Source organism: Kitasatospora sp. NPDC003701 (genome assembly GCF_053587085.1).
Genome location: NZ_JBSFNM010000007.1, coordinates 52,800 through 74,749, shown reverse-complemented (window position 1 = coordinate 74,749; position 21,950 = coordinate 52,800). Strand labels below are relative to the sequence as shown.

Annotated in this window: 14 protein-coding genes; 6 read left to right on the top strand and 8 right to left on the bottom strand. The window is 75.5% G+C overall.

Annotated features, from left to right (window positions below; genetic code table 11):
• Nucleotides 1-75: 75 nt before the first annotated feature.
• Nucleotides 76-5,682, bottom strand: coding sequence for a non-ribosomal peptide synthetase/MFS transporter (locus tag ACWDRR_RS09145; RefSeq protein WP_449771527.1), 5,607 nt, complete (start codon nucleotides 5,680-5,682; stop codon nucleotides 76-78).
• Complete coding sequence (locus tag ACWDRR_RS09140) at nucleotides 5,679-10,601, bottom strand: amino acid adenylation domain-containing protein (protein ID WP_449771526.1); 4,923 nt, start codon at nucleotides 10,599-10,601, stop codon at nucleotides 5,679-5,681. Before ACWDRR_RS09140 ends, ACWDRR_RS09145 begins: the two co-directional genes overlap by 4 nt.
• Nucleotides 10,602-11,172: 571 nt before the next feature.
• Here ACWDRR_RS09140 and ACWDRR_RS09135 point away from each other — a divergent pair.
• The gene (locus tag ACWDRR_RS09135) at nucleotides 11,173-11,610 is read left to right on the top strand and encodes a YchJ family protein (protein ID WP_449771682.1); all 438 of its coding nucleotides are present in this window, start codon (nucleotides 11,173-11,175) and stop codon (nucleotides 11,608-11,610) included.
• A gap of 210 nt (nucleotides 11,611-11,820) precedes the next feature.
• Here ACWDRR_RS09135 and ACWDRR_RS09130 read toward each other — a convergent pair whose 3' ends face one another.
• The 5 genes from ACWDRR_RS09130 to ACWDRR_RS09110 form a co-directional block, all read right to left on the bottom strand.
• On the bottom strand, nucleotides 11,821-12,420 hold the full coding sequence (locus ACWDRR_RS09130; protein WP_449771525.1) for a GNAT family N-acetyltransferase: 600 nt from the start codon (nucleotides 12,418-12,420) through the stop codon (nucleotides 11,821-11,823).
• Nucleotides 12,421-12,613: 193 nt separating this feature from the next.
• Nucleotides 12,614-13,576, bottom strand: coding sequence for a polysaccharide deacetylase family protein (locus tag ACWDRR_RS09125; RefSeq protein WP_449771524.1), 963 nt, complete (start codon nucleotides 13,574-13,576; stop codon nucleotides 12,614-12,616).
• A gap of 172 nt (nucleotides 13,577-13,748) precedes the next feature.
• Nucleotides 13,749-14,321: a dihydrofolate reductase family protein gene (locus tag ACWDRR_RS09120; protein WP_449771523.1), complete on the bottom strand. Its 573-nt coding sequence runs from the start codon at nucleotides 14,319-14,321 to the stop codon at nucleotides 13,749-13,751.
• Between the two features lie 80 nt (nucleotides 14,322-14,401).
• Nucleotides 14,402-15,139, bottom strand: a complete 738-nt coding sequence (locus ACWDRR_RS09115) for an SRPBCC family protein (protein WP_449771522.1) — start codon at nucleotides 15,137-15,139, stop codon at nucleotides 14,402-14,404.
• A complete protein-coding gene (locus tag ACWDRR_RS09110) occupies nucleotides 15,136-15,852 on the bottom strand; it encodes an ArsR/SmtB family transcription factor (RefSeq protein WP_449771521.1) in 717 nt (238 codons plus the stop codon). The genes ACWDRR_RS09115 and ACWDRR_RS09110 overlap by 4 nt, the downstream gene beginning before the upstream one ends.
• A 136-nt stretch (nucleotides 15,853-15,988) precedes the next feature.
• Between ACWDRR_RS09110 and ACWDRR_RS09105 the strand changes: the two genes are divergently transcribed.
• From ACWDRR_RS09105 to ACWDRR_RS09085, 5 genes are all read left to right on the top strand, one after another.
• On the top strand, nucleotides 15,989-16,528 hold the full coding sequence (locus ACWDRR_RS09105) for a GNAT family N-acetyltransferase (protein ID WP_449771520.1): 540 nt from the start codon (nucleotides 15,989-15,991) through the stop codon (nucleotides 16,526-16,528).
• Between the two features lie 439 nt (nucleotides 16,529-16,967).
• On the top strand, nucleotides 16,968-18,488 hold the full coding sequence (locus tag ACWDRR_RS09100) for a M1 family metallopeptidase (protein ID WP_449771681.1): 1,521 nt from the start codon (nucleotides 16,968-16,970) through the stop codon (nucleotides 18,486-18,488).
• A gap of 527 nt (nucleotides 18,489-19,015) precedes the next feature.
• On the top strand, nucleotides 19,016-19,537 hold the full coding sequence (locus tag ACWDRR_RS09095) for a SigE family RNA polymerase sigma factor (RefSeq protein WP_449771519.1): 522 nt from the start codon (nucleotides 19,016-19,018) through the stop codon (nucleotides 19,535-19,537).
• Nucleotides 19,524-20,417: a hypothetical protein gene (locus ACWDRR_RS09090; protein WP_449771518.1), complete on the top strand. Its 894-nt coding sequence runs from the start codon at nucleotides 19,524-19,526 to the stop codon at nucleotides 20,415-20,417. The genes ACWDRR_RS09095 and ACWDRR_RS09090 overlap by 14 nt, the downstream gene beginning before the upstream one ends.
• Before the next feature lie 39 nt (nucleotides 20,418-20,456).
• Nucleotides 20,457-20,684 carry a hypothetical protein gene (locus ACWDRR_RS09085; RefSeq protein WP_449771517.1) on the top strand — a complete coding sequence of 76 codons (228 nt, stop codon included), beginning with the start codon at nucleotides 20,457-20,459 and terminating at the stop codon, nucleotides 20,682-20,684.
• Between the two features lie 136 nt (nucleotides 20,685-20,820).
• On the opposite strand, the gene ACWDRR_RS09080 is transcribed toward ACWDRR_RS09085, so the two are convergent.
• Nucleotides 20,821-21,921 (bottom strand): baeRF3 domain-containing protein, encoded by a 1,101-nt coding sequence (locus ACWDRR_RS09080; protein WP_449771516.1) that lies wholly within the window; start codon nucleotides 21,919-21,921, stop codon nucleotides 20,821-20,823.
• Between the last annotated feature and the right edge of the window lie 29 nt (nucleotides 21,922-21,950).

Sequence of the window (21,950 nt, the reverse complement as noted above, 5' to 3'; positions counted from 1 at the left end):
CCGCCGCCGACGGCGATGCCCCGCCCCCCGGTGAGCGGAGGGGCGGGGCATCGCCGTGCCGGAGGCGCCGGGACCCTAGCGGGAGCCGGGGCCGGCGCCGGCGGGGACGCGCTGGTCGGGCTCGTCCTCGACCGGCTCCGGGGTGCCCCGGGCCACCCGCGCCGCCCGTGCTCCCGGGCCGGCCGCCCGGGCCGCCTCGGTGAGCGCCAGCAGGCGGTCCGCCTCGGCCTGGATGGCGTCCTTGTCACCGATCTCGGCGTCCGGCAGGGCGTCCGGCAGCAGGTCCTCGATCAGCCGCAGCGGCCGGTAGGCGAGGCCGAGCAGGCCCCAGAGGGCCAGGACGGTGCCGACCAGGACGAGCAGCAGGCCCGCGCCGCGGCCCGGGCCGGTGCCGAGCACCAGGCCGACGGAGTCGGCGAGCGCGCCGCCCGGCCGCATCAGCGGCTCGAAGACCTGGTCGGAGAGCGGCCCCGCGGTGAGGAAGCCGAGCGGCATCATCGACATCGCGAGCATCTGGTTGGTCGCCAGCACCCGGCCCTGCAGCTCCATCCCGACCTTGGTCTGGATCAGTGCCATCCAGTGCGAGTTGAGGATCATCAGGGCCGCCCAGAGGCCGAAGAGCCCGCAGGCGGTGAGCGCCGCCTGCGGCCGGCACCCGGTCACGATCGCGGCCACCCCGACCACCGAGGTGAAGCCGATCATGCCGACCGCGCGCCGCCGGGTGCCGCCCCACAGGGCCATCACCAGTGCGCCGGTCATCGCGCCGACGCCGCCGACGGCGGTGATCACACCGAGCTGCACGGCCGAGCCGCCGGCCAGCACCATCGGGGTGACCAGCACCGTCGCGACGGCGAACAGGTAGTTGAAGACCACGAAGAAGACCACCATCGCGACCAGGCTGTGCCGCCGCACGATGTAGCGCCAGCCGGTCACCACCTCGCGCAGCAGCGGCTCCTCCTGCTTGTCGAACAGCGTGTCCGGGAAGCGGACCAGCAACAGGCAGGTGACCCCGGTCAGGAAGGTCGCCATGTCGAAGAGCACCACGCCGTGCAGGCCGATCAGCGAGACCAGCACACCGCCGGCCAGCACGGCCATCATGTCGCCCGCTCCGGTGCCGAGTTGGGCCAGGCCGTTGGCCTGCCCGAGGTAGCGTTTGGGCACCAGCTGGGTGATCGCGGCCAGGTAGGCCGGGCGTTGGAAGGCCGAGCAGACCGCCCCGACGCAGGCCACCAGGTAGATGTGCCAGACCTCCAGGAGGTCGGCCCAGAGCAGGCCGCCGAGCGAGAGCATCGCGGCCGCGGCCACCGTGTCCGTGACGATCATGATCTTGCGGCGGTCGATCCGGTCGGCCAGCGCACCCGCGATCGGCAGCAGCAGGACGGCGGGCAGGACCGCGACCACCGAGATCATCGCGAAGTCGAAGGCCGAGCCGGTCTGCTGGTAGACCCAGACGCCCAGGGCGAAGGTGGAGAGGCTGGTACCGATCATCGAGACGAACTGGCCGATCGCCACCTTGGCGAAGGTGCCCAGCTCGGCCCGGGCCGCCGGCCGCTTGGCCTCGACCTGCTCGGCGACCGCGCCGGTGGCGGTGAACTCGGCGATCACCCGGGCGAGTTCGTCGGCCTGGTGCTTGAGGAAGTAGTGCCCGGCGCGCGGGATCACGGCCAGGTCGACGGCGTCGCCGAAGTGCTCCCACTCGGCGTAGCGCTCCTCGTACAGCTGGGTGGCGCGGTCCTTCTCGCCGACCACGCAGAGGATCGGCGCCGCGATCCGCGCCGGGCGGGCGTCCCCGTACGCGCGGGTGTAGAACTCCTCGGCCTGCCGGACGTCGTGGCGCAGCGCCCGTACCAGGAAGTCCTGTTCGTCCTGGTCGTAGACGTCGGTGAAGCCGCCCATGGCGCGCAGGTAGTCGAGGTAGGAGCGGTTGGAGAGCATCCGGTCGCCGGGCAGCCGCCTGGCCATCCACTCGGCGAACCGGCCGGGCAGCCGGGCCGCCGGAAACGTCCCGCCGAGGGCGACGCCGCGCAGGTCGACGCCGGCCGCCTCCAGCCGGGAGCCGAGCGCGGTGGCGAGCGCACCGCCGAGGCAGTGGCCGTAGAGCACCACCGGGCCCTCGATCCGGCCGGTGATCTGCTCGGTCAACCGGTCGGCCAGGAGGTCGAGTTCGACGAGCTCGTCGTCGGGCCGGCTCGGGTCGTGCCCGGGCAGTTCGACGGCGTACAGCCGGTGGCCGGCCGGCAGCGCGTCGGCGAGCGGCTGGAAGGTGATCGGGCTGCCGCCGCCGTACGGGACGCAGACCACGCTCACCTCGGCGGGCGCGGCGCCGCGGGTGAGCTTGTGCAGCAGGACGCGCGGCCCCTCCTCCCCGGTGCCGGCGGCCCTGGCGTCGAGCAGTGCGGCGAGTTCGCGGACGGTGGGGTGCTGGAACAGGTCGATCACCGAGAGGCCGCGGCCGATCAGCCGGACGGCGTGCACGGCGGAGAAGGAGTCGCCGCCGAGCGCGAAGAAGTCGTCCGCCGCGCCGAGTTCGTCGACGACCAGCACCGCCCGGTAGGCGGCGGCCACCGCGTGCTCCGTCGCGGTGGACAACTCGCCGCCGCCCGAGACCGGTTGGACGGCGACCGGCTCGGGCAGCGCGGCCCGGTCGACCTTGCCGTTGGCGTTCAGCGGCAGGGCCTCCAGCACGACCAGGGCGGCGGGCACCATGTAGTCGGGCAGCCGGGTGCGCAGCGCGGCCCGCAGCTCGGCCGGGTCGGGGGCGGCGGCCGGGTCGGCGGGCACCAGGTAGCCGACCAGGGTGCGGGCGGCGCCCTCGCCCCGGGCGACCACGACGGCCTCGCGGACCTGCGGGCGACCGGTGAGTTCGGCCTCCACCTCGCCGATCTCGACCCGGAAGCCGCGGATCTTCACCTGGTGGTCGATCCGGCCGAGGAACTCGACGGCGCCGTCCTCCCGGCGGCGGACGAGGTCGCCGGTGCGGTAGCTGCGGCGGCCGTTCACCCGGCCGAAGCGCTCGGCGGTGAGGTCGTCGCGGCCGAGGTAGCCGCGGGCCACGCCGGCGCCGGAGACGTACAGTTCGCCGGGGACACCGACCGGGACCGGGCGCTGCCGGGCGTCCAGGACGTGGGCGCCGACGTTGCCGAAGGGCAGGCCGAGCGGCGCGGTGGCGGCGTCCCCGAGGTCGGCCGGGACGGCGGCGCCGAGCATCGACACCGTGGTCTCGGTCGGGCCGTAGTGGTTGTGCAGCAGCAGGTCGGGGCGGGCGGCGCGGATCCGGGCCACCAGGTCGGGTCTCAGGGCCTCGCCGGCGCAGATCAGCAGCCGGCCGGGGAGGATCCCGCCGAGGCCGGCGCCGTGGGCGGCGAGGCCCTCGAGGTGGCTGGGGACGAGCTTCATCGCGTCGATCCGGTGCGCGGCCGCGTAGGCGGCGAAGGCGTCCGGGTCGGTGGCCTGGTCGCGGGTGAGCAGGTGCAGGCAGCCGCCGCCGGTGAGCGCGCCGAACACGTTGGTGGTGCCGAGGTCGGCGGCGAAGGTGGAGACCAGCGCCCAGTTCCAGCCCTGCTGGTCGCCGCCGATCCGCTCGCGCAGTCCGTGCAGGTAGTTGCGGAAGTTGCGGTGCTCGACGGCGACGCCCTTGGGCGTTCCGGTGGATCCCGAGGTGAAGATCAGGTAGCAGAGGTCGCCCGGACCGACCTCCACCTCGGGGGCCGGGCACGGCGCCACCGGGGTGGTGAGCGGCTCCGGGACGACGACCGGGGCGCCGTCGACCCGGGCGGCCAGGTCCTCGGTGGTGACCACGGCGGCGGCCCCGGCGGCCGCCAGCAGCGCCCGGATCCGCTCGTCCGGGTAGACCGGGTCGAGCGGCAGGTAGGCGCCGCCGGCCTTGAGGATGCCGAGCATGCCGACGACCAGGGCGGCCGAGCGCTCGACCAGCAGCCCGACCGGGCGGTCCGGGCCGACCCCGAGCGCGCGCAGGCGGTGGGCCAACGCGTTGGCCCGGTTGTCGAGTTCGGCGTAGTCCAGGACGCCGTCGGCGCCGCGGACGGCCGGCGCGTCGGGGGTGCGCCGGGCCTGCTCCTCGACCAGGCCGTGCAGGGTGGCACCGAGGTCCCAGCCGCGCGAGGCGGCGTCCCAGTCGGCGAGCCGGCGCTGCTCGGAGGGGGTGAGCAGCGGCAGCTCGGCGAGCGGGCGGTCGGGGGCCTCGGCCATCGCGTCGAGCACGGTGGTGAGGTGGGCGAAGACCCGCCGGACGGTCGGCTCGTCGTAGAGCTCGGTGCGCCAGATCAGGTCCGCGGCGAGCTCGCCGCCCTGGTCGACGACAGCGACGGAGAGGTCGAACTTCGCGGTGTCGGTGCCGACCGGGCGCCAGTCGGCCCGCAGCCCGGGCAGGTCGAGGGCGGCCTCGGCCTGGTTGTGGACGTTGAGCATGACCTGGAAGAGCGGGGTGTGCGCGAGTTCGCGCTCCAGGCCGAGGGCGTCGATCAACCGCTCGAACGGCAGGTCCTGGTGGCCGAAGGCGCCGAGCGTGCTCTCGCGGACCCGCTCCAGCAGCTGCCGGACGCTCGGGTCGCCGGAGAGGTCGGTGCGCATCGCCAGGGTGTTGACGAAGCAGCCGACCAGGGGCTCCGTCTCGCTGCGGGTCCGCCCGGCGACGGGTGTGCCGACGACGACGTCCTCCGCACCGGTGTAGCGGGACAGCACGGTCTGCAGGGCGGCGAGCAGGACCATGTAGACGGTGGTGCCGGTCTGCTCGGCGAGTGCCCGGACCCGGCGGGTGCGCTCGGCACCGAAGCCGGCGGTGAACCGCGCGCCCCGGGTGCCGGCCACGGCCGGCCGGGGCCGGTCGGTGGGCACGGTGACGGTGGCGGTGGCACCGTGCAGGCGCTCCTGCCACCAGGTCTGCTGGCGGGTCAGCTCCTCGGCCAGTTCGGTCTGCTGCCAGTGCGCCACGTCGGCGTACTGGAGGGGCAGCGGCTCGAAGACCGGGGCGCGGCCCTCGCGGCGGGCCGCGTAGGCGGTGGCGAGGTCGGTGAAGAACACGCCGATCGACCAGCCGTCGGCGGCGATGTGGTGCAGCACCAGGCTCAGTAACGCGCCCTCGGCGGTGCGCAGCAGGGTGGCGCGGACCGGCAGCTCGGTGGCGAGGTCGAACGGGCGGCGGGCGTCCTCCGCCAGCCAGGCGTCCAGCCGGTCGGCGGCGGTCTCGGCGTCGGCGTCGGCGGTCTCGGCGGTGGCACCGGCGGTCTCGGCCGTGGTGTCGGCGGTCTCGGCCGTGGTGTCGGCGGTGGCGAGGGTGAACCGCGCGGCGTCCAGCAGCCGCGGGCGGACGTCCCCGTCGACGGTGGGGTAGACGGTGCGCAGCACCTCGTGCCGGTCGAGGACGTCGGTGAGCGCGGCCCGGAGGGCGTCCACGTCGGGGGCGCCGACGAGGTGGAGGGCGAGCGGGATGTGGTAGGCCGCGCTGTCGGGCTCGTACTGGGCGAGGAACCACATCCGGCGCTGGGCCGAGGAGAGCGGTGCCGGGGTTCCTTCGGGGCGGGGCGTGATGCCGCGGCGGGCCGGCTCGGCGCCGGCGTCCTTGGCGGCCTTCGCGGCCTTGGCCTTGGCGAGCCGGCGGCGGAGCAGTTCCTGGCGGCCGGCCTCCTGGCCCGGCCGGTCGCCGCTGGTGTGCTGGTCGGTCATGCCGTCTCCCCCGTCAGTGCGCCGGTGGTGTCCCCACCGGTCAGGTCGTCGATCTCGTCGAGCAGCCGGTCCTCTATCCGGCGTGCCATCGCGGCCAGGGTGCGGGCCTCGAAGACGGTGCGCAGCGGCAGGTCGATCTCGAAGGCGTCGCGGACCCGGGCGGACAGCCGGGTGGCGAGCAGCGAGTGGCCGCCGAGCGAGAAGAAGTCGTCGTGCCGGGAGACCTGTTCCAGGCCGAGGACCTCCTGCCAGAGGTCGGTCAGCAGCTCCTCGCAGTCGCCCTCCGGCGGGGCGCCGGCACCGCCGGAGGGCGGGACGGGCAGCGCGGCCCGGTCGACCTTGCCGCCGGGGGTCAGCGGGAGCCGGTCGAGCAGGACGAGCGCGGCGGGCACCATGTAGTCGGGCAGCCGCTCGGCCAGGGCCGTGCGCAGGGCGTCCTCCCCGACGGTGCCGTCGGTGACGGCGTACCCGGCGAGGACGGGGCCGGCCGGGCCGTCGGCCAGTCGGGCGGCGCCGGCGGTGATGCCGGGGACGGCGGTCAGCGCGGCCTCGATCTCGCCGAGCTCGATCCGGAAGCCGCGCAGCTTGACCTGGGCGTCGGTGCGGCCGTGGTACTCCAGCCGGCCGTCCGCGCGGCGGCAGGCGAGGTCCCCGGTGCGGTACATCGGCGCGCCCTCGGGGCCGCCGGGCTCGGCGACGAACCGCTCGGCGGTGAGGTCGGGGCGGCCGTGGTAGCCGAGCGCGACGCCGTCGCCGGCGATGCAGAGCTCGCCGATGCCGTTGACCGGGACGGGCCGTCCGCCGCTGTCGAGCAGGTGCAGCCGGGTGTTGGCGATGGGCTCGCCGAGTGCCACCACGCCCCCGTGGGCGGCGAGTTCGGGGGTGACCCGCTGGATGGTGGACCAGACGGTGGTCTCGGTGGGGCCGTAGAGGTTCCAGAGTGCGCCGGTGCGCTTCAGCAGCGCCTCGGCGAGATCGGCGGTGAGCGCCTCGCCGCCGCAGAGCGCGGTCAGCCCGGGTCCACCCGGCCAGTCGGCCTCCAGCAGCATCCGCCAGGTGGCGGGGGTGGCCTGGAGGTGGGTGACCGCGCGCCGCTCCAGCCAGTCGGCCAGCGCGTGGCCGTCGGTGGCGGTGGCGCGGTCGGCGATCTCCACCCGGGCACCGGTGACCAGCGGCAGCCAGAGCTCCAGCCCGGCGATGTCGAAGGTGACGGTGGTGACGGCGGCCATCACGTCCTGTGCGGTCAGGCCGGGTTCGCGGCCCATCGAGGTGAGGAAGTTGACGATCGCGCGGTGCGGGACGGCGACGCCCTTGGGCGTGCCGGTGGAGCCGGAGGTGTACAGCAGGTAGGCGCGGTCCTCCGGGCCGACGGCGACGGCCGGCGCCTGGGGGGCGGCGGCCGCCTGCGGGCCGTCGACCAGGACGACGGTCCGTCCGTCGAGCAGTCCGTCCCCGGCGGTGGCCCGCTCGGCGACCAGCAGGGTGACGCCGGCGTCGTCGAGCACCGCCCGGTTGCGGGCGAGCGGCTGGTCGACGTCGAGCGGCAGGTAGGCGGCGCCGCTGCGCAGCACGCCGAGCAGGGCGGCGGGCAGCAGCCGGCCGCGTCGGACGGCGACCGCCACCAGGGTGCCGGGGCCGGCCCCGTGCTCGGCCAGCAGGTGGGCCAACCGGCCGGCCGTGGCGTCGAGTCCGGCGTAGTCGAGGACGCCGTCGGCGGCGGAGACGGCCACCGCCTCCGGGGTGCGGGCGGCCTGGGCGGCGACCAGCTCGTGCAGGCGCAGGTCGGGCACCGGCGCCCCGGCGCCCTCGGTCCACTCCCGGGCGCCCGGCTCGGCGGCCGAGAGCATCGCCAACTCGCCGAGCGGACGGTCCGGTTCGGCGACGGCGGCGGCGAGCAGCGCCACCAGGTGGTCGAGTGCGGCCCGGACGGACCGCTCGTCGTAGCGCGAGGTGCGGTACTCGGCGGAGAGCAGCGGGCCCTCGGCCGGGAACTCCAGGAACAGCGAGAGGTCGGTCTTGGCCGTGCCGTTGCACACCTCGGCGACGAACTGCAGGCTGAGGCCGGGGAGTTCGAGGCCCGCCACCGGGTGGTTCTGGACCGCGAGCAGGACCTGGGCGATCGGCGAGGCGGTCAGCCCGGCCGAGCCGCCGACCCGGCGGGCGTGCTCCAGGAACGGGTAGCCGCTGTGCTCGGCGGCGTCCAGCACCACCGGGCGGACCCGGGCGACCAGTTCGCGGAAGGTGTCGGTGCCGGCCGCGTCGAAGCGCAGCGCGACGGTGTTGATCAGCGAGCCGAGCACCTGCTCCAGCTCGGGCACCGGGCGGACCGCGAACGGGCTGAGCACCGCGAGGTCGGTGCGGCCGGTGTAGCGGTGCAGGACACCGCCGAGCGCGGCCAGGACGGCCATGTAGAGGCTGGCGCCCTCCTGGGCGGCCCAGCGCTCGGCGGAGCGGACCAGCTCGGCGTCGAGCCGGCGGGCGATCCGGCGGCCGGCGATGTCGTGCGGGTTGGGGTGCGGGCGGTCGCCGGGCAGGTGCTGGTCGGCGTCGAGCCCCAGCAGCCCCTCGCCCCAGCGCAGCGCGCCGTCCCGGGCGGCCGCGTCGGCCCGCTCCTCCCAGCGCGCGATGTCGGAGAACTGCAGGGCGGGCTCGGCGAGTTCGCCGTCCTGGTAGGCGCGGCCGAGTTCGGCCAGCAGCAGCCCGGCGGCCCAGCCGTCCATCGCGGCGTGGTGGACGGTGATCAACAGCTCGTGCCGGTCGGCGCCGGTGCGCACGGCGACGGCGCGCAGCAGCCGGCCCTCGGCGAGGTCCAGCGGCCGGGCGGCCTCGGCGCGCAGTGCGGCGTCGAGCTCCTCCTCGCCGGCGCCGGTGAGGTCGAGCAGCGGGACGTCGACGGGGTACGGGGGGCGGATCTCGGCGGTCACGTCGCCGTCGTCGCCGGCGAGCGCGGTGCGCAGCACCTCGTGCCGGCGGACCACCTCGGTCAGGGCCCGGCCGAGGGCGGAGCGGTCCAGGGCGCCGACGGCGCGGATGCGCAGCGGCACGTTGTAGAGCGGGCTGCCCGGCTGGACGGACTCGTGCAGCCAGAGCTCGCGCTGGAAGCCGGTGGGGCGGGCGGGGAGCGCGGCCTCCCGCACGGGCGGGGCCACCGACGGGCGGCCGCCGCCCCCGTTGGCGACCCGGACGGCGAGCGCGGCGACGGTCGGCGCGGCGAAGAACTCGGCCAGCGGGACGCGGGTGCCGTAGGCGCGTTCGATCCGGGCGAGCAGCCCGGCGGCGAGCAGCGAGTGCCCGCCGAGGTCGAGGAAGACGTCGTGCACGCCGACCTGCGGGACACCGAGCAGTTGCTGCCAGAGCTCGGCGATCCCGGTCTCGACCGGGGTGCGGGGCGCGACGAACAGCTCCTGGCCGCCCCGGCTCCGGGCGACGGGGGGCAGCGCCTTGCGGTCGGTCTTGCCGTTGGGCGTCAGCGGCAGCCGGGCCAGCACGCCGACGGCCAGCGGCACCATGTAACCGGGCAGCGCGGCGGCGCAGTGGGCGCGCAGCTCGGCCACGCCCGGTTCGGCGACGCCGGGCCCGGGCTGGACGAAGGCGGCCAGATAGGCGCCGGCCTCGTCGTGCTGGACGACGGCGGCGGCGGCCTCGACGGCCGGGTGGGTGGCGAGCACCGCCTCGATCTCGCCCAGCTCGACCCGGAAGCCGCGCACCTTCACCTGGTGGTCGACGCGGCCGTGGTACTCCAGCTCGCCGTCCGGCAGGCGGCGCACCAGGTCCCCGGTGCGGTAGCAGCGCTCGCCGTCGACGGTGACGAAGCGCTCCTCGGTGAGGTCCGGGCGGCCGTGGTAGCCGCGGGCGAGGCCCTCGCCGGAGAGGTACAGCTCACCGATGCCGCCGTCCGGCACGGCGGTGCGCCGCTCGTCGAGCACCCGGCCGGTGGTGCCGGGCAGCGGGCGGCCGATCAGCGGCTCGCCGCCGCCGTCCCGGTCGACCAACGACCAGGTGGAGTAGACGGTGTCCTCGGTCGGCCCGTAGAGGTTGTACAGCCGCTCGACCTGCGGCTGCGCGTGGACCTGGTCGGCCAGGCGGCGCGGCAGCGCCTCGCCCGCCAGGTTGACCACGCGGACGCCGCCCGGCAGGCCCCTGCCGCCGGGAGCGCCGCCACCGCGCAGCAGCGCCGCCATGGCGCTCGGCACGGTGTTGACCAGGGTCACCTCGTCGCGGGCCGGCAGCTCGGGCAGCGCGAGGACGTTCTCGGCGACCACGACGGTGCCGCCGACGGCGAGCGGGAAGAACAGCTCGTAGACCGAGATGTCGAAGCAGACCGAGGTGCCGAACAGCACGCCGGCGACGTCGGCCGGGAGGTAGGTCCGCGCGGCCCAGCGGAGCATCGCGTTGACGCCGCGCTGCGTGACCGCGACGCCCTTGGGCCGGCCGGTGGAGCCGGAGGTGTAGAGGACGTAGGCGAGGGCGTCGGCGCCGCCGCTCGGGGCGAGCGGCGCGCGGGGGCTCTCGGCGTCGGTGTACAGCAGGGTCGCCCCGGCGCCGGCCAGCAGGTGCTCGTGCGCGCGGTCGGTGAGGACGACGGGCGCCTGCGCGTCGCCGATCACCAGCTCCAGCCGGTCCTGCGGGTAGGCCGGGTCGAGCGGCACGTAGGCGCCGCCCGCGCGCAGGACCGCCAGCAGCGCGATCACGAGGTCCGCCGTGCGCGGGAGGCAGACCGCCACCAGGGTGTCGGCGCGCACGCCGGCGGCGGCCAGCCGGCCGGCCACCGCGTCGACGGCGGCGGACAGTTCACGGTAGGTCAGCCGGCGGTCGCCGTCGATCACCGCCGTGGCCCCGGGTGTCCGCCCGGCCTGTGCGTCGACCAGATCGGCCAGCGATGCCGTCGGATCCAGTGGAGGAAGTCCCGTCGAACTCATCAACTCTCCTGAGGGATGGCCCTGCGCCGACTTGTGGTCGGCTGGAAATGGGCGGTGTGCCCTCGGAGATGGTGGGGTAAAGGTCTGCGGATGAACAGCACAATTCCGTCACTCGTTCGATATGCCGGAAAGATCACCTGTCCATCACCACAGAGCGGTACGACAGGGTGACGGTTCGTCGACGATTTCCTAGGGATTGTCGAGGCCCCGTGACATCGGCGCGCGCTGTCGATACGGTCGTCGCAGCAGCCGACGGGGCATCAGCTCCGAAGCGGGCGAGCCTGCTTCGACACCCCTCTCATTGACCTGACCTTGTCATTTGCTTGGGCAGCGACACTGCCGGCCACCGCCGCGGCGCGGCCCGCCCGCCCCCTCGAACCCCCGGGTCGGCCTCGCTCCCCCGCGGCTCGCACACCCCTCGGCCTCCGGCGGGACCGGCCTCCCCACCGCGCGGTCGCCCCGGCTCGGCACCGGCGCCGGTACCGTCGGATTTCCGGAGGTTTCGGGCGGCCCGCCACTGCGGCGGGGTGCGCGGGCGGCCGCGCCCCGGCAAGGAGTGAGAATGGACGCCATGTCCCGACGCCGCCCCGCGCCCCGCGCCGCCACCCCCGCGCCCCGCCTGCTGCCCTCCTCGCCGTGCCCCTGCGGGCTGCCCGCCGCCTACGGCGACTGCTGCGGCCGCTACCACCGGGGCCTGGCCGCCGCGCCGACCGCCGAGGCCCTGATGCGCTCGCGCTACAGCGCCTTCGCCGCCCACGACGAGGCGTACCTGCTCCGCTCCTGGCACTCCGACACCCGGCCGGACTCGGTCGACCTCGACCCCACCCTGCGCTGGACCCGGCTGGAGGTGCTCTCCACCACCGACGGCGGCCGCTTCCACGCCGAGGGCACCGTCGCCTTCCGCGCCCACTACACCGAGGGCCGCGAGCAGGGGATCCTCACCGAGCACAGCCGCTTCGTCCGCCACGAGGGCGCCTGGGTCTACCTGGACGCCCTCTCGCTGGACTGACCGGGCCGGGGCCGCCGGCGCCCGGTACCGGTGCGGAACACGGGCACGGGCGGCACCCGGGAACGACAGGAATCGAACAGGACACCGGCCCGTCCGCCGCGGCGCCGTACGCTGGCACCCGGGGCCCCTCACGTCGACGAGCGCGAGGGGCCCCACCCGGCGTCACGGGCCGATCGGCGGGGCCCGGGTCGGACGGCCTCCCGACCGGCCTCAGCCGACGGGCGGACGGTGTGCGAGGCGGCCCGCGAGGGCCTCCTTGGCGGCCGGCCAGTCGGAACCGGTGATGCTGTAGAGCGCCGAGTCACGGACCCAGCCGTCGCGCATGACCATGTGCTGGCGCAGGACCCCTTCATGGGCGGCGCCGAGGCGCGCGATCGCGGCCCGCGAGGTGCTGTTGCGGACGTCGGTGAGGAACTCGACCCGGTTCATGCCCCAGGTCTCGAACGCGTGGGTGAGCATCAGCAGCTTGGCCTCGGTGTTGAGGGCGGTGCGCTGCCAGGACCGCCCCAGGAAGGTGAAACCGATCTCCAGCCGGCGGTTGGGCAGATTGACCGCCAGGAAGCGGGTCGATCCGGCGATCCGCCCGTCGGCCCGGTCGACGACCGCGTACGCGAGCTGGGCGCCCGCACCGTGAGCGGCGAGCGCGTCATCGATGAACGCCCGCACATCGCGCGGGTGCGGGACCAGCGTCACCCGGAGGTTCCAGAGCTCACCGTCGCGGATCGCCTCGCACAGGCCGTCGTGGTGTCCGTGCGCCAGCGGCTCCAGCCTGACGTGCGTCCCGACGAGCTCCGTGGCTTCCAAGGCCATGCCCCACCCCCGAGTGATCGTTGCGCGTCGGGCAGACGCTACCGGCCCCGGGAGGCGGGCGCGCCCGGCCGACCACCATGCGGACCACGGCCGGGCGCACCCTCCCTGCGGCGCCGGCCCGCCGCCGGCACGGGGCCGGGGCGAGGGGCCTCCCCACGGGCGCGGGGGCCGGCCGGCGTCCGCGGCCGACGGGCTACAGGTAGTCGTCCAGGCGGGCGAGGGCGAAGCCCTGCGCGGTGACGTCGTTGACGACCTTGCGGAGCAGGTCGGGCATGGTGCCGGGCCACAGGTCGGTGCCCCGGAAGTGGGTGAGGATGATGTCGCCCGCGTGCAGCCGCTGGTCGTCGTAGCGGTACTCCATGTGGTCGGGGAACGCCTCCTCGTTCCAGAGCGGCACCGCCTCGATGCCGCAGGAGCCGGCGGCCCGCAGGGTGTCGTCGTTGTACTCGCCGTACGGGGGCCGGAACAACCGGGGGCGGGTGCCGATCTGCTGCTCCAGCTGGTCCTGCTGGCGGCAGATCTCGTCCCGCTGCTGGTCGTAGCCGAGCACCTTGAGGTTGCGGTGGTTGATGGTGTGGTTGTTCACGGCGTCGCCCTGGGCGGCCAGGTTGCGGAAGTAGCCGTAGTCCTCGCGCGCGAGGTAGTCGGCGACGTAGGTGCTGAGCGGGATGCCGAGCTCCGCCGCCATCCGGGAGAACTCCGGGTCCTTCTCGGCGCCGTCGTCGACGGTCAGGAAGACGATCTTCTCGTCGGTCGGCACGCGGTAGACCACCGGCGGGCGCCCGGCCTGGAGCTTCACCCCCTGCACCGGCGTCAGCTCCGGCTTGGACACCGGCCGCTGGGGCGCCTTCAGGGGCAGTCGCTCCACGCCCCAGCGGTGCGCCGTCTCCAGCGCCTCGCGGACGGCCGTCTCCCGGCGGGCCACCGCCTCGCTGCTGCTCTCCTCCTCCGACCGGGCCAGGCCCGGCAGGGCCAGCGGCACGGCCGGGGGCCGGGGCACGCCCCGGTCGGCGGAGGCGGAGGCGGTGGCGGTGGCGGTGGCGCCCGCACCGACGGGGGCGGGGGCGGCACTCCTGCCGGCCCGCGAGGACGGGGTCTCCCGCCCGGTCGGTGCCGCGCAGCCGGCGACCACCGCCGACAGGCAGACCGCTGCCACCAGGCCGGTCCTGGCCCGGTGACTCCCCCTCAACCCCCCATTAATACGATGATCTGATGGTGTGTCCATGGAGCACTGCTCCCCAGACACGCCCGTCGGTCAATCCCCCCGTCACCCGCCCGGCCCACCGGGGCCCTCGCCGGGCACGGCCGGGTCGGCCCGCCGGGGCCGGTCAGCGGACGACGTCGAAGACGTTCAACTGCAGGCCGTTGGCGTACACCGCGTGCTCGACCAGCTTCAGCTTCTGGGTGTCCTTGTCCGTGGTGCTGAACAGCCGCTTGCCCGCGCCGAGCAGCAGCGGGTAGACGAGCAGGTGGTAGCGGTCGATCAGACCGGCGTCCGAGAGGGCGTGGTTCAGGGAGGCGCTGCCGTGGACGATGATCGGGCCGCCCTCGGTGTCCTTGAGCGCGGCGACCTCGTCGAGGGAGCGCAGGATCGTGGTCTCGCCCCAGTTCGGGACGAGCTCGTCCTCGGTGAGGGTGGTGGAGACGACGTACTTCGGCACGGACTTGTAGTGCGCGAACTCGGCCATGTCCGGCCACACCGGGCTGAACGCCTGGTAGCTGGCCCGGCCCAGCAGGATCGCGGTGGACTCCTGCTGCTCCCGCCCCTTGATGTCGTACGCCTCGGGGAGGAACTCGACGTCCTTGAAGGTCCACCCGGAGTTGCGGTAGCCGGGCTCCCCGCCCGGGCCCTCCACGACCCCGTCGAGCGAGATGAAGGCGGTGCTGATCAGAGTGCGCATGGGTCGTTCCTTGCCGTCTCGTGTCGGTCTTCGATTGCTTGCGGTCGGTGCGGAGCGGTTCGGGGGCGTGCCCGCGACCGTCAGGCCAGGAGGCCGTTCAGCCACTGCTGCCAGGCGGCCTCGGCCCCGTCCGGGTCCGGCCCGAAGAGGTGGTGGAACAGGAGCAGCACGCCGGAGCCGTAGTGGAAGGTGTAGAGCCCGTCGGCGGTGCGGATGCCGACGCGCTCGTCGTCCGCCCAGACCACCTCGCCGTCGAGCGGCGCCAGGCCGGCCGGCTCCGCGTGGGCCCGGGCGCCCACGGCGACCGGGGCCGACAGCGACAGCGCGCCGAGGACCGCCGCCCGCGCCTCCCGGGGAGCCCTCCCCCGCGGCAGCGCCACGGCGAAGAGGGGAACCCCGGCGCGCCCGGGGAAGTGGGCCAGGTACTCGCGGAGCGTGTGGAGGTGGAAGGGCCAGCCGCGGCGCAGGGCGTCGTACTCGTCCTGCCAGTCGTCGCCGAGCAGGCCGCTGTGGACGACGCGGAGCACGGTGCTGCCGCGGTCCCGTCCCTCGATCAGGTACTCGAAGGCCATGAACCGGCCGTCCTCACCGGGGGACGTGCGGCTCGCGAAGCGCTTGCCGGGCTCGTAGGCGGTGATCACCGCCTCCTCGCGGTGGCCCGCGGTGGTCATGGCGGCGACGCCGCCCTCGCGCGGCTCCACCTCGTTGCGGCCCATGAACCAGGAGTCGATCCCCGGTCCGGTCGCGATCGCCTCCCAGACCTGCTCCGGGCTCGCCGGCAGGGTCGTCTCCAGTTCGATCTCGAACGGGTGCGTCATGGTCGGTCGTCCTGTCCTGCTTCGGGTGCGGGTGCGGGTACGGGTGCGGGTGCGGGTACGGGTGCGGGCGCGTACGGGCGCGCCTCCCCGGCCTCCGACGGCGGGCCGGTCGGGCTCGCCGGGGCGCCGGCCGGGGGCTCGGGGATCTGGTGGAGCCCGACGACCACGCGGTTGCGCCGGCCCCCGGGGGCGGCTTCGTCGTGGTAGCGGCCGACGAGGGCCGCCACCGCCCGGGCCAGCTCGTCCGCGAAGGCCGCGCGGTCGGCCGCGGAGGCGAAGCGCACCTCGGCGTCGATGCCGAAGGTCGCGACCCGCTGCCGGGCCCGGGCGGCGCCGCTCAGCAGCGCCCCGACCTCCTGCACCAGCCGGGCCCCCAGCGCCAGCAGCCAGCGGGCGGAGAGCTGGTCGGGCGACCGGGAAGGGTCCGGGCTGACGGCGGCCAGGGCACTGGGGGAGATCACGTAGGAGGCGGCGGTGGCGCGGTACACCCGCTCGGTGACGTTGCCCTTGCGCCGCTCCTCGACGAGCTCGACCAGCCCGTGCCGCTCCAGCTCCTTCAGGTGGTAGTTGACCTTCTGCCGGGGCAGCTCCAGGCGGACGGCCAGCATGGCGGCCGAGCCGGGCTCGGCCAGGGCGGCGAGGACCCGGGACCGCATCGGGTCCAGGGCGGCCTCGGCCGCGGCGGGTTCTTCGATCACAGCGACGTCCAGCACCCCTCCAGGGTCCACCCGACAGACATTCTTGTCAAGACAAGAGAATTTGTCGGTGAGTCGGGCCGGCCGGCCCGACGAGGCGCTCACCTCGGAAAACCGTTCGCGGCGGACACGGCGCGGCGCCGATACTGCGCCCATGACGATCAGCACGCCGCGGACGGCCGACCTCTGGAGCATCACCCGGGCCGACGTGGGCTCCGAGGAGGCGCTGGCGCTCCTGCGCGACTACTACATCGACGTCGCCAACCGGTACTACCGGCTGCACCTGGGCCGGGAGGGCACGCCCGAGGAGATCGAGTCCGGCCTGGCCGACTCCCCGAGCGACGACCTCGCCGGGCCGACCGGCCTCTTCCTGCTCGGCCGCCACGGCGGCGCACCGCAGGCCTGCGCCGGCCTCCGGGTGATCGAGGACCGCACGGTCGAGCTGACCAGGGTCTTCGTCCGGCCCGCCGTGCGCGGGACCGGTGGCGGCGGGCGCCTGCTCGCCGCCGTGGACGAGGCCGCCCGCGCGCTCGGCGCCGAGCGGATCGTGCTGGACACCCGGCTCGACCTGGTCGAGGCCCGCGCGCTCTACACCCGGCACGGCTACCGCGAGATACCGGCGTACAGCAGCGGCCCGTACGCCCAGATCTGGTACGGAAAGGACCTCACCGGGCAGGCCACCGAGGGCAGTTGACACCGGCTTCGGCGCGCCTGCCAGGCGGGCGGGCGCCGGGGAGGCCGATCGCGGGTCGTCGGGCGGCGGCTGTGGCGGCGGCCCCGGTGAGGGCGGTGGGGGCGGACCGCGGCGGCGACCGCGAGCACCGGTCCCTGCCCCCGCCCCCGCCCGGGAGTCGCATCGCGGGCGGGGGTGAGAGCATGAAGAACGGCCGCCGGACCTGGCCAGGTACTCCGACGGCCGTGGCCCCGTCCGTCAGGGGGCGGGGCACTTCGAACGCTATGACAGCCCGCAGCCGCTCGGCTACCACGGTGGGCCGTCCGGGGGATGCCGCGTGTCGCGCGGCACCCCGGGCCGTCCGACCGATCCGCTACGATCCGTGCTCGAAAGGTCGCTCTGCGACACCGGCCCGCGCCGGCGCCGCACCCGGGACACGACACGAAAAGCGGTGATCACCCTGGCCAGGCCGCGCTCCAGCCTCGTCATCGCCCTGGCACTCGCAACGGCGGTGTTCGGCGCCACCGTGCCGGCCGGCGCCGCCCCGACGGACGGCCCGGTGCCGGCCGGCGTCGGCGACCCGGTGTTCCCCCGGCTCGGGAACGCGGGCTACGACGTGCTCGGCTACGACCTCGACCTCCGCTACCGCCCCGACACCCGCACCGTGGACGGCACCGCCGTCCTGACCGCCCGCGCGCTCACCGCGCTGCCCGCCCTGGAGCTGGACGCGCTCGGCCTCGACGTGCACGCCGTCCGGGTCGACGGCCGGCCGGCCGCGTTCCGGGCGCACGACGAGAAGCTGAGCGTCGTCCCGGCCCGTGCGGTGCGCCGCGGCGCCTCGGTGCAGGTGACGGTCGACTACTCGGCCGACCCCGCGGCGAAGCTGCCGCACACCGGCTGGGTGCCCACCCCCGACGGCTTCGCGGTGGCCGGTCAGCCCGACAGCGCGCACACCGTGTTCCCGTGCAACGACCACCCGAGCGACAAGGCCCGCTTCACCATCGCCGTCACCGCGCCGGACGGTCTGCTCGGGGTGGCCAACGGGCGGCTCACCGCCACCGAGCGGCGCGACGGCGGGCAGACCACCCGCCGGTACGTCTCGCGCGAGCCGATGGCGACGGAGCTGGTGCAGGTGTCGGTCGGCGACTACACGGTCCGCGAGCGCACCGGCCCGGGCGGGCTGCCGCTGCGGGACGTCGTCCCGACCGCGCGCGCCGCCGATCTGGAGCCGGCCCTCGCCCTCACCCCCGGCCAGCTGGAATGGGCCGAGCAGCACCTCGGGCCGTTCCCGTTCGAGACGTACGGTCTGCTGCCCGCCGACACCGACGACCCCGACGCCTTCGGCTTCACCGGCCTGGAGACGCAGACCCTCACGCTCTACAAGCCGAACTTCCTGCGCCAGCCCGAGCCCGTGATCGGCTCGCACATGATGCACGAGCTGGTGCACTCGTGGTTCGGCGACAGCGTCTCGCCGCGCACCTGGGCGGACCTCTGGCTGAACGAGGGCCACGCCGACTTCTACGGCCTGATGTACCGGTACGAGCGCGGCTGGCCGGACTCGGGCGGTTTCAGCACCTTCACCGACCGGATGCGCGACGTGTACGCCAAGGGCGACCAGTGGCGCCACGACTCCGGTCCGGTCGCCGCGCCGACCGCCGCCGACCTCTTCGACAGCCAGCGGTACACCGGCGGCGCGCTGGTGCTCTTCGCCCTGCGCGAGCGGGTCGGCGCGGCCGCCTTCGACCGGATCGAGCGGACGTTCCTGCAACAGCACCGGGACGGCACGGCCACCACCGCGGACTACATCCGCACCGCCTCGGAGGTGTCCGGCCAGGACCTCTCCGGCTTCCTCACCGAGTGGCTCTACGGCGACCGGACCCCGGCCATGCCGGGCCACCCTGACTGGACCGTCACACCGGTCACCGGGGCCGACCGCGCGGACGGCCTGCTCACCGCACCGCACGGCACCGGGACGCTCTGAGCCGGCGCCCGCGCGGTGACGCGCCGCCGCGGTGACGCACCGCCGCAGTGACCACGGGCGACCGCACCGCCACCGGTGACCGCACCCCGCCGAGGCCCCCACCGCCACCGGTGACCGCGGTACCCGTGGTGACGGTGGCGCTCCCGGGGGCCGTGTGGTCGCCGCGGCCCCGCCGTACGCCCGGCGCGCCGGTCCGGTGCGCTCGGGCGCCCGCTGCGCGCCCCTGTACGGCGGGGGTCGGCAGGCGCATCGTGGTCCCACGGCCCGCCCGCCGCCCGGCCGAGTTCCGGCCGGCTCGCGGGCCGTCCAACGTCCGCGCGGAGACCGGCCCCGCCGACCGGCCCCGGACGGCCTCCGGCCCCGCCGCTCCCGCCCGCGACGCGCTGCCGGAAAATGATTGCCCCCGGCAGGCAACCCGGACGGGCTCCCATCGCGTTCAGCTGCCGTGAGAAGGACAACCACGACACGGCCGCCACGGCCGGCGACGACGGCAGGAACGGCGGGAGCACCATGGCGGGGGCGGCACGATGAGGGATGCGACACCGGACTTCGAGGAGTTCGTCGCCACCCGCAGCCCGCGCCTGCTGCGCATGGCATGGCTGCTGACCGGCGATCCGCACCTCGCCGAGGACCTGCTGCAGACGGCGCTCGCCAAGGTCTGGCCCAGGTGGGAGAAGATCTCCATCGACCGGCCGGAGGCGTACGTCCGGCGGGTGCTGGTGAACTCGCACGTCTCCTGGTGGCGGCGCCGTTGGCACGGGGAGCTGCCGCACGGCGAACTGCCGGAGCACCCGACGGGCTCGGACCCGTTCGAGGAGCTGGTGGTCGGCCACGTGGTGGCCGCCGCCGTCCGGGCCCTCCCGCCGCGCCAGCGCGCGGTGGTCGTGCTGCGGTACTTCGAGGACCTGAGCGTCGAGGAGACCGCGGAGGCACTGGGCTGCACGACGGGCACCGTCAAGAGCCAGACGCACCGGGCGCTGCAGTCCCTGCGCGGGAAGCTGCCCACCCGGGAACTGCTGCTGGACGGGGGACACCGTGAGCTGGTCTGACTTCGAGCGCCCCGGGCGCGGCGACGGCGACGGCCCCTGGATGGCCGATGCCGAGGTGGAGGACGAGCTGCGCGTGCTGCTGCAGCGCGCCACCCCGGACCTCCCCGCACCCGCCGACCGGATGGACCGGATCCGCGAGCGCGCCGACCGCACCCGCCGCCGGCGCCGGGTGGCCGGCCTCGGGGCCGGGCTGACCGGGGGCCTGGTCGCCGCCGCCCTGGCCGCCGCTCCGGCCACCGCGCCGGCACCGTCCCGCACCGTCCTGAGCCCCGCGAGCGGCGGGCCGGCCTCGGTCGGGCCCTCCCCCGAGACCCCGCCCCCGCACCTGCCGCCGGCCACCGCGGGCAGCTCGCCGAGCAGTTCGCCGACGGTCTCACCGACCGCCGTTCCGAGCTCCTTCGCCGGCGCGCAGGCCGTGCTGTTCCCGGAGCTCGGCAGGGTGATCCTCGACGTGCCGCGCGGCTGGTCCACCCTGATCCTGCCGAACGGCACCGGGTACGCGGCCAGCCAGCCGATGTCGGTCGCCCCCTACTGTCCGCCCTGGCTGAGCGACTGCGCGCCGCTGGAGGCGCTGAACGCCGACGGCGTGCTGATCGCCGTGACCCTGATCGACGACCCGGCCCACGTCGAGAAGCTGGCCGGGATCACGGCCGCGGCCGAGGACACCGCGCTCGACAAGGACTGCAGCCTGCGCGGAGGCACCCGCCAGCTCACCGGCCACCGGACCGTCACGGTGGCCGGCACGACGGCGGTCGTCGAGCTGACCGCCTGCCTGAACCGCCCCGCCGCCCGGACGGTGGAGCTGGTCCAGCGAGTCGTCGACTCGGTCCGCACGACCGGCGTCGCCGCTGTCGCCGCCGCCGGCAGCAAGCTCGGCTGACCGCACCCGCCCCCTCCTCCCCCGAAGGTGGTCCCTGCCATGGCCCTGTTCCGTCGCCTCCTCGTCGGCCTGGTGCTGCTCCTGGCGGGCCGTACGCCCGCCGCACCGAGCCCGCTCTCCTCCTCCCCCGCCCCGGTGGCGGGCCCCCGGGCGTGCCGCCCGCCGTCCCGGCCGGCCTGCGCCCGGCGCCGCCCGCGCAAGGGCGACCGGGCCCGACGGACCTGCCACATCGCCTCCCCGCCCCCGCAGCGGGGCTGCTCGCGGTGATCCCGAGGCCGGGGACGGCCGTCGCGCTCCGCACGGAGGTGCCGCCGCACCGGGCGCCGGCCGGGGCGCTCGGACGGCGCCCGGTACGGAACGGGCCCGGCCGGCGACCGCCGGCCGGGCCCGTGGCGGACGGTGGTCAGTAGCGCAGGACGGCGGCGATCCGGCCCCGGCCGGCGAGCTCGCCGGCGGGGACGAACTGCACCTTGGCGCCGGTGTCCAGGGCACGCTCGACGATCTCGTCGACCATGTCGTCGCGCACGTCCGGCCCGCCGGCGTCGGTGGGCACCAGGTGGCTGTCGGTCACCCGCACCGGCTCCCAGTAGTCCTCCTCGACCGCCACCAGGGCGGCCCGGCCCTCGCTCACGCTCTGCCAGACCTCGTCGATGCCGGCGGCGAGCGACTTGACGCTCTGGGCCGAGTCGAGCCGCGCGTGCAGTTCGGCGACGGCCTGCTGCTCCTGCCGGGCGACGGTGGGGCGGACGGCCTCGGCGACGGCGGCGGCCGAGGCGTGGCCGAGGCCGCCGCGCGCCACCTGGGCGCTGGCCCGCTTCACGGCGGTGCCGACCTCGTCCAGCAGCGCGAGGGCGGCGGCCTCGCCGAGCACGTACAGCGGGCGCGCGTCGGCCTCCAGCACGGCGGCCAGCGCGGTGTCCGCGTCCCGCAGGAAGCGGCGGGTCTCCTCGTCGCGGAAGGTGCTGGGGACGTCGCCGATCCGCTCCTTGCGCTCGACGTCCCAGTCCGGGCCGACCTGGTCCAGCGGGAAGGCGCCCCCGGTGTGCTCCACCAGCCGCGACGCCGTCCCGCCGAACAGCGCGACCCGGTCGGCGGCGACCGTCAGCACCCAGTACGGCGCCCCGGCGGTGTAGGAGGAGACCAGGTTGCGGGTCAGGAAGGTCTCGGAGAACACCACCCGGGCGGCGACCGTACGCGGCAGCGACCAGACCTGGTGCTCGCCGGGCGCCGCGAAGATCACCAGGGCGTCCTCGGCGTGCACCAGGTCGACCTCCCGCAGGGCCCGGTCCAGCTGCTCCACCACGTCCAGCCGGTCCGCCCGGGAGACGGCCTCGTCCGCGTGCAGCCGGTTCTTGGCCTCCGCGATCAGGTTGCGCAGGCGCACCGGGTCCTGCGTGTTGTCGGGCTCGCTGCGGTGGGTCGGCAGCAGGACGGAGACGGCCGGGTAGCGCCGCGGGCGGCGCAGTTCGGCGAGGACGGCAGGCGTGAGCTCGGCTGCGTGCATCGGATGCCCTTCTTGTCGCGGTTGCCTCG

Bases quoted from the DNA above. Each gene is read 5' to 3' on its own strand.
- ACWDRR_RS09135 (WP_449771682.1), top strand. From the start codon at position 11,173: ATGTCCCGACGCCGCCCCGCGCCCCGCGCCGCCACCCCCGCGCCCCGC.
- ACWDRR_RS09145 (WP_449771527.1), bottom strand. From the start codon at position 5,682: ATGACCGACCAGCACACCAGCGGCGACCGGCCGGGCCAGGAGGCCGGC.
- ACWDRR_RS09130 (WP_449771525.1), bottom strand. From the start codon at position 12,420: ATGGCCTTGGAAGCCACGGAGCTCGTCGGGACGCACGTCAGGCTGGAG.
- ACWDRR_RS09080 (WP_449771516.1), bottom strand. From the start codon at position 21,921: ATGCACGCAGCCGAGCTCACGCCTGCCGTCCTCGCCGAACTGCGCCGC.
- ACWDRR_RS09085 (WP_449771517.1), top strand. From the start codon at position 20,457: ATGGCCCTGTTCCGTCGCCTCCTCGTCGGCCTGGTGCTGCTCCTGGCG.
- ACWDRR_RS09140 (WP_449771526.1), bottom strand. From the start codon at position 10,601: ATGAGTTCGACGGGACTTCCTCCACTGGATCCGACGGCATCGCTGGCC.
- ACWDRR_RS09095 (WP_449771519.1), top strand. From the start codon at position 19,016: ATGAGGGATGCGACACCGGACTTCGAGGAGTTCGTCGCCACCCGCAGC.
- ACWDRR_RS09105 (WP_449771520.1), top strand. From the start codon at position 15,989: ATGACGATCAGCACGCCGCGGACGGCCGACCTCTGGAGCATCACCCGG.
- ACWDRR_RS09115 (WP_449771522.1), bottom strand. From the start codon at position 15,139: ATGACGCACCCGTTCGAGATCGAACTGGAGACGACCCTGCCGGCGAGC.
- ACWDRR_RS09120 (WP_449771523.1), bottom strand. From the start codon at position 14,321: ATGCGCACTCTGATCAGCACCGCCTTCATCTCGCTCGACGGGGTCGTG.